Raw genomic sequence first — 12,945 nt, 5'->3', positions numbered from 1 at the left:
AGATCTTTTCTTTATCCGCGTCAAATTTCCGAATAATACCTGTCCAGCTCTCCGCTCCGATTAAATCACCTCCAGAAAAATAAAATTACTTGCATTTATTTCTGCTGCCATACAGTTGTCACAGATCACCCTAATTTTGAACTATCGTACAACGCAGAAGGCGATGTATTGCTTACTATAAAAACTTTAAAATACGAGAATCATGAAAACAGAAATCATTTCCAAAAACGAGCTACTTCAGCATTGGTTAGGCCACAGAAACCTGACAAGACAGACTATTGAAAAATTTCCAGAAGAAGGATTGTTCAATTACAAAGTAGAAGGCATGCGCACTTTTGCAGATATGATTAAGGAGCTATTAGGTATTGCTGCGCCAGGTCTCCAAGAAATTGTCACCAACAAGAGCGGCGAACTCAATGAGAATCTCAGTTATTCGACCAAAGCACAATTGCTTCAGGCCTGGGATGAAGCTACTCCTCAGATCAGTGAATTGTTCAATCAAATTCCAGAAGAACGCTTTGCCGAAGAATTCAACCTATTCGGCCAGTACAAATCGCCAGTCATTCACAGCATCCTTTATTTTATCGATAATGAAATCCACCACCGTGGCCAAGGATTTGTTTATCTAAGATTACTTGGTATAGAACCTCCATTTTTTTGGGAAAGAGGGTAGTTAGTCACCTCCTCAAAAACTCATACTCGCCCCGATTATCCATTGCGCCGATCTTGAGTCCGTGTTATTCCCACTATTTGAGCATCCTTCGATTTCTATTCGCCCCTCTTTCTGGTCTGATTCGTGCCCTATCGCACATAAATGCGGGGTGAGAAAGAAGTACAACCGTGGTGACTCCGAGTTTAACTCGGAGTCACCACGGACTCATGTCAGACTCACCACGGATACAAGCTGACTCTGACACGAAGCAGGCTCGAACAGATACCGAAGGCATATCGAATCTCTGCATCCGCAGTTGCTCAAAAAACTACTGTAAATTAGGTTATGGATAGTATCTTTTAGATTTGTTCCAAAGCCGATGAAAGCAGACGCTTTACGACCTCTTTTAACGATTCGGGTTCAATAATTGTTCCTTTATCAGCAAACATCAGATACCAGCGCGCAAAGCCGTTCTCCATATTAATGCATTCGAAATGCATCTCTACATAATTATCGGTGACAGTTTCCTTTTGGAAACCAAAATAGTGACGATCCCATTCCATATAGCGGGCCATATCCTTATCTACTTGCACAACGACTTTTGTCGTGGGAACGTCATGACGTTTATTCAGAAAGAAAGATAACTCGGGATGCTCTTTTCCAAAATCTTCGGCAAGTATTCTAATATTGTTTATTCTGTCCAAACGGAATTGCCTGTAATCTTGTCTTAATCTACAAAAAGCGAGGACATACCAAAACTTGCTCTCCACAAAAATACCCACAGCTTCGATTTCACGCCTTTCTGGAGTTTTATCCGAAGGTTTGGAATAATAGATTTCCACACATTTTTTAGCAGCGATGCTTTCGATCAGTATATTGGTGCCATAGGTTAGCTTCTCATTGAATTGATGACGCCCACCGCGCACCAAAAAGTTATCCCCAACTAAGGCTACCTGTTCTTTTTCGTTACCCCGTAATATGGCTTTCATTTTCAGCAATGCTGTTGTAAAATGATGCGCAAGATTCCGATCTGTATACTTTTCCACCAGTTTCTCCGCCGCCACAAAACTCAATGCCTCCTCTCGGGTAAATTGCAGAGGTGGCATTTTATATCCCTCCACCAAAGAATAACCGCTTCCCGCTTCACCGTAAATCGGAATCCCTGCTTGCATCAGGGATCTGATATCACGATAAATCGTACGCGGACTTACTTCATAGCGTTCTGCCAAAGCAGCAGCAGTGACCACAGGTTTAGCTTGTAGATGCATATAAATAGCAAGTATGCGGTCGAATCTCTTTTGAATATCGGTCATTGGGATAAAAGTACAACAAAAAATACACCGATTTAAGCTTTAAAGTGCAAAGTTAGCTCTCAAACATAATGATAATTCGCTATTCGAAAACTACAATTACAACTATCATATTCTAAATTCATATCCATAGTCCAATCTTAATTTAACCAGGTATTTTTTTCCGATCGTGTAACTTCCAGTAACCATGAGCTCTTCTTAAGGTTCCAACTAGCTTCTGTTTAAATTTGGGTGTACCTGAGAAGTCTAATTTCTCTAAAAAGCTAATAAAAATTGTATTCTGTACCTTCTTATCAACCAAAGGCAAATTTTCGTTAAGAAAAGCTACCACAGCATCAAATAGATCTGAGTTGTCATCATCTATAGCTTTCTGAATATACCGTTTAAGACTTCCCATTTGTAAAGTAATAGAAAAACTATAATCTTCATCCAGAATTTCTTCTTCTAAATTTGGAAATATCCTAATCAAATCGGCGATAAATAAATCTTTATTTTTCATAGCACAATATCAAAACATATTATTCATATCTCTTCTAGCTCTATTTAAGTTGAATAATCTCAAAAATGGCAAAGCTTTAAATTATAAAGCCTTGCCACTAATCTTATCTTTGCGCATAACATCTTTCTAAGCCAGCTTATGGACTCAGTCGAAAACAACTATATAACCCCACAATAGATGGAATTCGAGAAGTCTCCCTCCAGTGTATCCCACACACCAACATAAACATGGAGATCACCTGTTTTTCTGCTTATCTCCTCAAATTGCAACGAGCAGGTGCCCTGATTGACATTGGCAATAGAGGTTCTTAGATGCGACTCGGCATCTAAGCTTATCAATCCCAGATTGATTTTATATATGCTACTTTTATACTGATCATCTACAGTCCAGCTAAGATCAATCTGGTCGCCATCCAAGCTTACTTGACAGTTGGCTAATGGGGTAAGCGGACCCGAAAACAGCAATAGCTTTTCAAGGTTAACAAAAGGCTTATTCTCTTCATCTAATTCAAGAGTTTCTTTAAAAATGTGGCGCTGTGCCAATTGGAAAGCACCTACACGACTTCCCTTTTTCGCTAGAGACTGATAGCCAAACTCAAGAATTCTTTTATTCCATGCGGCAAACTTACCTGCAATTTTCTGTTTTTCTCTATTTAATAGCTCGGCCTCGCTAGGCGGAGACGTTCGTTTTCTTTTACCGCCGCGTATGATATTTTGGCCATTCAATAGGTAAGCATTCACCGAACCAAATTTCCCAACAATAGGGCCGTTCGGACCATTTTGTAAAATTGCCATAAAGTTTCTCTCCTTTTGTTTATAATTAATTGGTATATAAATTATTACCAAGATAACACCAAATTCCCTATTAAAAGAGGAGTAACACTATTTTTACTAGGGGTTAGCAGGGGGTTAACCCCCTGCTAACCCCCTGTTATACCCCTATAAAAGCCCTGTTAATATAGAAATTGATATAAGCTAGATATTGTTATGTGCACTAGACGAAAGAGCCTGTATTTGACAGAGAATAGGATCAAATACTACATGAAGAAACATGTCGTAAGATAGAGCGGGTTCAATCCTATAAAACAAAAAAAGTGAAGTACCTTACATACTTCACTTTTCCACATCGTGTTAATAACTTTGTTGAAAACTCAAAAAAACAGCTCTTATTGCTTGATTACCTTTTCTCCAAGGGGCAACCGGTCATATCGCACCAATGTTTCTACATAGAAGAAATGGACATAGGTCAAGCACACATCAACTTCTGTTTTATGTGGAATGGATCCAACACCATGTTTCAAGATATAGCCACCGGCTTCTTTATAATAGCTGCCCCAATGAAGACATTGAGACAGCAACATTAACTATTATGCGTAACTTAATTGCTTCCGACATCTAATGATGTACAGCCAGTATCGCTCAAATAGACATTTTCGAAAGTGTAATATTGTCCGGAGCCCGAATGACCGCAACTCATCGCATATTACATTGTTAACCAACTAGGGCAACTTGCATAAATATCATAATTTCCACTTTGAATATTAACGGGATAGGAAAGCGTATTCGCAGCGACTACAACATGCTGTGTGGTTCCTCCTGGAAAATCCCCACTAAAGGTCAAATAAATGGGGGAATTACTAAAGTTATACACATAGAAGTCGAATGTGCCACTTAGCGTTTTAATATTCGTTTTGGTATTTTTTTTTGCACCAACGTTTTCCGTAGAAATTACATTTCGTTTATTAGATAGTTTGACAACTGGTACACTCAAATCTCTAGCTTGAACGAACAAACCAGTGACAATAAATAACGCAAAGGCTATTACAAATGAATTTTTTAACATAATTTAAAAGTGTTTATAAATAATTGACTATTTCAATAAGCTTTTTTGAGATATAGCTTATCAACAATTGGCTTTTATCTTAACTAAATCATAAGGGCCTCCTTTCTTTTAGATAAATTGACTAAAGTTTCTCGATCATTAGCGAATGATGCCTCACCATTAATAATTATGGTTGAAAGATCAACGGCACATCGCTTTAAAAAATTCTCCGTAAAAAAATAGGTGTATTACCTACTAATACGTCCAAATGATTACTTGATCAGAATATACAATTTTGAAATACAAGAACTTACCGACCCCTAAAAAATACAATAAGTGTAATCTCAATAAATCTGACTTTACTATTTGTTGTTTTCATTCTTTGTTAGATTTATGAAATTGGCAACGTATAAACGGAGCGGTATAGATCTGACACATCCGGGTGACAGATCTCGCCAAATATTATGTGTCTATCGCGACTATTACAACAGGAGATGCTCCAATGAAAATTTGGGATTGGTTGGAACTGCATTTTTCCCAAGAGCACAAACGACTAAAACTGTTCCTAAAACAACACTTATTTTAAGAACTGTTTAAAAGTGCCTTATCGTCTATTGTTTAATCACCTTTTCTCCGCGGAGCAATCGGTCATACCGCACCAATGCCTCTACATAATAGTAATCGGCATAGGTTAAAGGCACATCCACCTCTGTTTTATGTGGGATTGAACCGACGCTATGTTTCAAAATATAGCCCCCGGCTTCCTTGTAATCTGCTTTGTAGGGTTTAGAAGAAAGCGAGCGCAACATCTGCTCAGCCTTCGAGATATACAGCTGGCTTTCACTGCCTGTTGTGTATTGTGCCAGTTCCAGCAAAGCCGAAGCAGTTACTGAAGCTGTCGACACATCACGAAGATCTTTCTGGCTATAATATTTACTATCTGGAGTAAGCTTGTTCTGGTCCATATCCCAATAAGGAATCAGGTCTTTGGGAAGATTAGGATGATTCAGATAAAACTGTGCAATATGCCTAGCCTGCTCCAAATATTTCTTGTCGCCAGTCTCACGATACATCATCGTATACCCATAAAGTCCCCAAGACTGTCCCCTAGCCCATGCAGACTCATCAAAAGCTCCTTGGGCAGTTTTTCTCGAAATAATACTTCCATCATTCGGATTGTAATCCACCACATGGTAGGAACTATAATCTTTTCGGTAATGATTGATCATCGTTGTATTGGCATGTTGTACCGCAATATCACGATAACGCTTATCACCTGTCATTTTGGAAACTTCCGTCAAAAACTCCAAGTTCATCATATTATCGATGATTACTGGATAGGTCCAAGGCTGACCATCCCAGTTTTTTCCACCGTCCCATGAACGAATTGTTTTCGGTGCTTCATGGAAACGTGTTGCCAGAGATGCTGCTCCAGTACTTAAAATTTCCTTATAAGCAGCCGAATCTCCCGTCAAACGTAATGCATTCCCAAAACTGCAGTATAACATAAAGCCCAAATCATGTGTTCCTTTGTTATTTTTTTCTTTTTCCAGCTGCTTCAATTTACGTTTAGCCTCCGTCAAAAGTTTTTCATCCTTGGTATACTCATATAGATAAAGCACTGTGCCGGGATAGAACCCAGAGCACCACCAGCTTGAACCCCAATTCACATATTTACCATCTTTATAGGTCGTGGGCATATCGGATTCATTGATCGATGCGGCAAGATAGGCGATTTGCTTATGTGCATGCGCTAAATTTGAATGAACGAATTCTTTGTCAAGTCCCAACTTAACGGTTCCTAAATTCCGTTGACTAGAACAAGAAATCCCTTGCATTCCCAGCCCAATTATTAGGGCTCCCGTAATATAATGTTGTATCTTCATGTTTATATAAAATTTAGAACCCTCTATTCTTGTTTAATTTAATAGCTTACATAATAGTCCTTCGGAAATTGCTCGGCACTCCAGCATTTCTGAGAAGTCCAGGGTTGTGAAGCACAGGTCCAGAACTCATCGTCTGCTGGTAATCCCAAAGGCAAGAATGACAGGGAGGCCACATACATAGACCCTGCATTTGTATAGTAATCTGTGAGATTGGATTGTTTATCACCCACCACTCCCATACGCAGCCATCCTGACGGGGCAAAGGTTTTGTCTATATAAATATGCCTTAATATCGCTGTAAGAGCTGCCCGGACCTGTCCTTTTGAGATATCTTCAGGTAGCTTGTTTTCTAAAGCAACTGTCGCCAAAGGTTGGAACGCTGCATTCTTATAAGTTGAGGAGCGTCCAACAACTACATAGTGACCTTCTGGAGAAATCATACGTTCCAAATGATGTGCATATCGCTGCATTCGTTTATACGCTCTATCATACATTTCTTTATATTTTCCGCCGGCGGTAATATTATGGCGTAGCGACTCCACCTGCATGCAGTGAATCACATACCCATTGTAATGATCAAAACTAAAACGGGCGCCGTCGCTGTACCAGCCATCTCCGACATACCATTCCTGATCAAATTTATTGACTGCATAATCGATCTTCTCACGAGCGCACTCCTCCCCGATGCTATAGAGAAACGTCTCTGTCATCGCGGCAAACAGCAACCAATTATTCTCGTTCGGCTTGATCTTCCGCAACAGTTTGAATTCTTCAACTACTCTTTTTTTAGTCACTTGGTCCAAAGGCTGCCATAAAGCCTGTGGGGCCCTCAAAAAAGCCAGCGCAAGATGCGCCGCATCGACGAGTGTTTGGGATGAAGGGCCTCGCCAGGTAAAATAATCCGGCGATTTAGGATCGACACCATATTGTATACCGAGTAATGCGTGGTTACGTAATTTTTTACGCAATTGACCTTCTTCAGTTGCGTCATCCGGTAAGGCCAACCAAGGAGCCATACCTGCCAACAAGCGACCGAAAGCTTCCAAATAACCGACTCCAGGGTCTCGACTATCAAAAGTAGGGCTCACTTCCATCGGCATATTTTTACGCCATTGTTGCTTACTGATATTGCCTAATATTGGAGCAGCCATCTTATGTAAAATAGATACCCAATAGGCGCAATCGTTCTCGCTGTAATTATTTCCTTCCGACGCAGCAACATTGGCTTTCGCCTCACCAGCAAAAGATGTCGCCAGTGCGCCTATCCCGGCACCGCCCAATAGTTTTAATAAGAGTCTTCTTTTCATTGACATTGGTTTATAACGAACACAATCGAAGTGTTACACAAAACATTAAAAATCTTTATTTTAAGCTAAAAAAACAAATCAAAAAAAATCAATCGCTCTAGCAAACGATTGCGTGAGCGATTGATAACAACTTCTTTACTTAATAAACCCAGCCTGGTGTTGGCTTCAAATTTTTATTTAACTCTATTTCAGATTTAGGGACTGGCCACGTGTACCATTGGTCACCTATCCATTCATAAGTGGTACCGCCCGTATTTTCTGTACCACCCCAAGCATGTTGTGCAAATTTTTCGTTGAACTTTGTCTCTTTCAGTGTTTTCCAACGCATTTCATCAAAAAAGTTAACTCCCTCACCAATTAATTCCCGACGCCGCTCGTCTCGTACATAATTACGTGCTTTGCTTTGATCTGAAAAAGAGGAGGCCATTGTTGGAATTCCAACCCGATCTCTGACCTGTTTTACTTTTGCCATAGCACCAGGTAAATCATTCATCTCGACTAACGCTTCTGCCCACATCAACAAAACATCTGCATAACGAATAATAGGCTCGTCTACTGGGTTTTGCTCACGACGAGCGTATTCTAAACCTTCCCCCACAAACTTGCGATGGATATACTTAAACTCAGCCTGTGCATTGGCGCTTCCCGAAGTATAATAAGTACTAGGTAAACTACTATTCAAATTAGGCTCAGCTCCAGATTGGTCCACATAGTATTTACCAGTGACCGGGAATCTATAGGTATACATACCTGCAGTAGTGGAATTGCTGTTTACTCCCTGGAAAGATGCATAAGGAGTTACCACGTTATACGCTAAACGTGGATCCCTATTTGCGTAAGCTGCTTTAAGGCGTGCTTCATTCCCTTCTGGTAGGTAAAACGCCCGCGCAGTACTATTCAATTTATTCAATTCTGTATTGATTACCGTGGTAACAGTAGAATGGACATCATTTCCGTTAACTTTTTGATCCCGGATAAAAAAGACTTTTCTATTGGGAGCTCCTAAAGCATTTACCGTATTCCATTCAGGAATATAGTCTGACCAACTAAAAGGACGTACGGTAGTTCCATCAATTATTTCTTCATACAAATTAACCAAAGCTGGGGTCACTTGGAGATCTGTCCAACATCCCCGGCTATCTTTTGCCCCCTGTTGAAATGCGGCGGTATACTTCTGTACGGCCGAACCGTATCCTGAAGGTTCCTCTATATATTGAACGCTCAAAATCATCTCTTCACAACGTTCATTGGCAACTTTAAATAATTGCTTATAATTTGAAAAGAGTTTATAGCCGTTCTCTCCAACTTTCGCAAAATCAGCTACTGCCTGATCGTATTTTTTGGTCATAAGATAAGCACGGCCACGTAGTGCATAAGCGGCACCTTTACTCACACGTCCTTCTCCTTGGATTTGATTGTTCGGCAAAGCACTCTCATTGATTGCATCTGTCAAATCTTTAATAATAAGTGCCCAAACCTCCTCTTCTGAACTCTGCCCTTTGTTACCTTCTGCAGGACTGATAGGCTCGGTGTAAATAGGAACACCTAAACCATTCCGACCGTACAGTTCATTGAGCCGCATGTAAAAAAAGGCGCGTAACACTTTACATTCGGCTACTAATTTATTCTTTTTTTCCTGAGCCATCGTCGCACCGGGAATATGAACAATTGCATCGTTAGCGCGATGTACACCATCGTACAACCATTTCCATTGGAATGAAAAATAGGAATTACTTGGATTCACAGCGCTGGAGAATAGGTTATTTAAGTTATATTCACCTTGACCAGTCATACCAAATGCCTCATAAGCATAATACCCAATATTTGCAGATGTCCCTACGATTCCGTCACTTCTTACCGGACGTTGTAATGAATAGTAAACACCTATTACCCCTTGATCAACCAGCGTTTCCGTTGACCACATTGTTCCCGAAGATATTTTGTCATTAGGTGCAAGGTCCAATATTTTCGTACAAGACGATAAAGAACTTGCTATACCAATTGCTATGACAGATTTTAATATTTTTTTCATCTCTATTTCTATTTTATTTGACTAAACAGAATTAAGATTAAGATGCTAGTCTAAGTCTTACTCTATTGAAAACTCAAATTAACTTATCCTTCTGTTCTGAGATTAAGTTAAAAAGTTACTGATACCCCGGCGGAATATAGCTTCGCGATCGGATAAACAATCAATGAACCACCTAATTCCGGGTCCACTCCTGGAAAGTCTTTATGTTTAAAAGTCAATAGGTTTTCTCCTGTTACAAATACCCTTAAGTCTTTAATTTTAGCTTGATTAATCCATTTTTTAGGAAATGTGTACCCCAACTGCAAAGACTTTAATTTTAAATACGAGGTATTATACAGGTAGAATGTATTAGCCTGCATGATTGAACTTGAAGAAAGTAAACGTGGATATTTACCATTTATATTTGCATTTGGATCTGTAGCAGGATCATAATTATCATAATCGCTATTTGCTCTTACTGCATCATAAGAATAATATTTGGTCCAGGCATCTGCTGGCAATTGATCACCTGTATTTGCCAATATTGATCCATTAGATCCACGCTCATTAATATAATGATAAGATCCGACACGTCCCGCCAAAAGCATGTTTAGATCAAAGCCCCTGTAGGCTGCTGTCAGATTTAAGCCAAACACAAATTTGGCAACAGAAGACTTCCCAGTGAATTCACGGTCATCATCATTACCGTACTTACCATCACCGTTCGCATCTGCCATAAGCATTTGGCCATACCAAATATTTGCTGCTCCTGGCCCCACTGTATTGTTATTGAAAGAATAATTTGCAGCTATCATGGATTTCACCCACTCCAGATCGGCTTTAGTACGAATCATTCCATCTGTTGGACCACCATTAGGATCTACACTTCCATCAGATTTCATATAAGTTCCAGTACCTGCGTAAGGCCTTCTTAAAAACCATTCGTCAAGCATATGTTGTTCAACACGACGTTCGTTTCCTCCTGTAGATACATCTGCTAAATTCGTATAGCGCCAAGTTGGATTACCCCAAATATCGAGAGTCGATGGATCTTGTTCATACTTTAACGTTCCTTTAAATCCGGAAACTCTGTTCATGTTGTAAGAGATATTACCACTAACTCCATACCTAAAATCTCCGATTTTGTCGTTCCACCCCAAATTTAGTTCTATCCCTTTATTATTCATTGAAGCGGTATTGGACATCGGTGCATTGATATTACCCATTGTCAAATAAATAATAGCTGCTGTTAAGATATCAGAAGTCTTTCGGGAGTACATATCGGCTTCGACACTCAAACGACGATTTAAGAAACTGGCTTCCAACCCAACATTATATGTCGTTAGTTTCTCCCATGATAAACTAAGATTTTGGATAGTTTGCTGAATAACCCCATTCGCAACCGACTCGTTAAATACATTATTCACTTTTTGATAAAGAGTCTGCCAATCGTAATTCCCACTTATTGTATTCCCTAAGGTTCCATAGGACCCTCTAAGCTTTAAGTAATTAACCGTTGTTTTGGCTGGGTCAAAAAAACGTTCGTTACTGATTACCCAACCTGCTGAGAAAGAAGGGAAAAATCCTGTGCGATGTCCGGGAGCAAACTTAGATGACGCGTCCGAACGAAAGTTTCCTTCGAACAAATATTTACCATCATAGGCATAGTTTACACGGCCAAAATAAGAAATCATTGCGTTCTCCGCTTTAGCGTCACCTCCAATTGATTCCATTGTCGCACCTGAAGTTATATCCGTTACGTCCCAGTCTAATAAGCCCCTTTTTGTAGCGTTAAACCCACTTGTCTTTGAATAATATTGCTCGTATCCTACTAATCCGCCAACATCATGTTTCCCAAAAGTATGCGCGTAACGCAATAATGCATTCGCTGTATAACTGGAAGATTTATAAGAGTATCTATATGTCGTTGCCTGGTCTAAATTCCCTATCCCCTCTTTAGGCTTCTCAAAGCTTTCTCTAAAACTATATCTCGGCAAGTTTTGGGAATAATTTTCATCCTCACGCATATAATCACTATAGTTAAAGCGAGCTTCTGCAATAATTCCTTTCCAAAGATCCGCGTTAACATACCACGTGCTATTGATACGTGTGTAGTTGTTTTCTCCACCATTCGAAGCCACCTGTTGGAGAATATTATCCTTATTTGTTGTGTTGGGATCTTCACTGGATCCATATTTTCCCTCATAAATTGGTGTCATTCCCGGAAAAGCTTGAAGCAAATAAGTCATTGAAGTGCTACCTGGCTGCTTATACTCCTTTGTTGCATAGGTTTGTGTTCCAAAAGTAATTCTATCCGCAATTTTTGTTTCCAAATTGGTCCGAATGTTGAATCTCTTCATTCCAATATTTGCCAACGTTCCAGGATTATTCTGGTATCCGGCGGACATGAGATAAGAAGATTTATCACTACCCCCAGTTACTGAAACACCATATCGCTGATAATATTGGGGCTGGAAGAGAACCTGCGCCCAATCTGTGTTTGGATATGCCAACCAATTAGGGATGCTATTCCCAGTGATCGGATTAGTATAAATACCATTAGGATCAGCATTTGCTTTGCGCCACTCTTCAATCGTTGAAAGTGTATAATCAGGAGATGTCGAAGTTGGGTTAGCATTCACCTTAGCGATGTTGTGTAGTTCCATCCAATCTGCGGTACTTGACATAAACTTCAAATCAGTTTGTGCTTTCTCACGTGCATACAATGCATTGAATGTTATATTAGGGGCCTCACCTTTCCGCCCTTTTTTAGTAGTCACGAGAATGACACCATTAGCAGCACGAGATCCATAAATTGCTGCCGAAGCCGCGTCTTTCAAAATAGAAATATTCTCGATATCATCGGTATTTAATGGAACCATATCGGCGACAGCACCATCAACAAGAATCAGTGGGTTATTATTATTGAAAGATCCTGTACCACGAACACGAATGGAAACATCCTCGCTTCCAGGATTTCCATTGCCCTGCGTAACACGTATACCGGGTGCAGTTCCACCTAGAGCCGCAGCAAGGTTCATTATCGGCCTATTTGTAAGTTTATCTGCGCCGACAGTAGCGACAGATCCAGTCAAATTGACTTTTTTCTGCGTGCCATAACCAACAACAACAACTTCATCAAGTGCTGAGGTATTTTTTTCCAGACTGATATTAATTATCGAACGCCCTTTAGGATTGATTTCTTGATCCTGATATCCTATATATGAAATCAGTAATGTAGCATTTTCTAAAACAGAAATGGCATATTGACCTGCCTCATTTGTTGAAGTGGCGGTCTTTCCGCCCTTTTCTCGAATCGTTACACCCGATAAAGGTGCTCCCTGACTGTCTGTAATCCGCCCCGTAATTGAAATTTTCTGTTGTGCCATACTCGCACCCACAGTAAACATCATCATAGCAGACAGTCCAACTTTGTAAAACTTTGCCATACTTTAGGAA

General features: G+C 39.9%; 10 protein-coding genes. 1 reads left to right on the top strand and 9 read right to left on the bottom strand.

The genetic code is table 11. The annotated features are described in order from the left end of the window. Positions 1-202: 202 nt before the first annotated feature. Positions 203-673 carry a DinB family protein gene (locus tag B3297_RS06415; protein ID WP_075990872.1) on the top strand — a complete coding sequence of 157 codons (471 nt, stop codon included), beginning with the start codon at positions 203-205 and terminating at the stop codon, positions 671-673. A 338-nt stretch (positions 674-1,011) separates the two neighbouring features. On the opposite strand, the gene B3297_RS06410 is transcribed toward B3297_RS06415, so the two are convergent. From B3297_RS06410 to B3297_RS06370, 9 genes are all read right to left on the bottom strand, one after another. Then, on the bottom strand, positions 1,012-1,965 hold the full coding sequence (locus tag B3297_RS06410) for a helix-turn-helix transcriptional regulator (protein WP_286778591.1): 954 nt from the start codon (positions 1,963-1,965) through the stop codon (positions 1,012-1,014). A 142-nt stretch (positions 1,966-2,107) separates the two neighbouring features. After that, positions 2,108-2,461 (bottom strand): DUF7674 family protein, encoded by a 354-nt coding sequence (locus tag B3297_RS06405; protein ID WP_088160088.1) that lies wholly within the window; start codon positions 2,459-2,461, stop codon positions 2,108-2,110. A 158-nt stretch (positions 2,462-2,619) separates the two neighbouring features. Continuing rightward, the gene (locus B3297_RS06400) at positions 2,620-3,255 is read right to left on the bottom strand and encodes a hypothetical protein (RefSeq protein WP_088160087.1); all 636 of its coding nucleotides are present in this window, start codon (positions 3,253-3,255) and stop codon (positions 2,620-2,622) included. Between the two features lie 371 nt (positions 3,256-3,626). After that, the gene (locus B3297_RS06395; RefSeq protein WP_286778590.1) at positions 3,627-3,821 is read right to left on the bottom strand and encodes a hypothetical protein; all 195 of its coding nucleotides are present in this window, start codon (positions 3,819-3,821) and stop codon (positions 3,627-3,629) included. 122 nt (positions 3,822-3,943) lie between these two features. Beyond that, positions 3,944-4,303: a hypothetical protein gene (locus tag B3297_RS06390; protein WP_286778589.1), complete on the bottom strand. Its 360-nt coding sequence runs from the start codon at positions 4,301-4,303 to the stop codon at positions 3,944-3,946. A gap of 590 nt (positions 4,304-4,893) precedes the next feature. After that, entirely contained in the window at positions 4,894-6,168 is a 1,275-nt protein-coding gene (locus B3297_RS06385; protein WP_286778588.1) for a glycoside hydrolase family 88 protein, read from the bottom strand. Between the two features lie 38 nt (positions 6,169-6,206). Beyond that, positions 6,207-7,475, bottom strand: coding sequence for a DUF2264 domain-containing protein (locus B3297_RS06380; RefSeq protein WP_286778587.1), 1,269 nt, complete (start codon positions 7,473-7,475; stop codon positions 6,207-6,209). 139 nt (positions 7,476-7,614) lie between these two features. Continuing rightward, on the bottom strand, positions 7,615-9,507 hold the full coding sequence (locus B3297_RS06375) for a RagB/SusD family nutrient uptake outer membrane protein (protein ID WP_286778586.1): 1,893 nt from the start codon (positions 9,505-9,507) through the stop codon (positions 7,615-7,617). A gap of 107 nt (positions 9,508-9,614) precedes the next feature. Next, positions 9,615-12,935, bottom strand: a complete 3,321-nt coding sequence (locus B3297_RS06370) for a SusC/RagA family TonB-linked outer membrane protein (RefSeq protein WP_070561555.1) — start codon at positions 12,933-12,935, stop codon at positions 9,615-9,617. Positions 12,936-12,945 lie beyond the last annotated feature (10 nt).

It is taken from the genome of Sphingobacterium sp. UBA3519 (assembly GCF_002377215.1).
In the GTDB taxonomy this organism is placed as follows: Bacteria; Bacteroidota; Bacteroidia; order Sphingobacteriales; family Sphingobacteriaceae; genus Sphingobacterium; species Sphingobacterium multivorum.
This window is presented reverse-complemented; position numbering and strand designations above follow the sequence as displayed.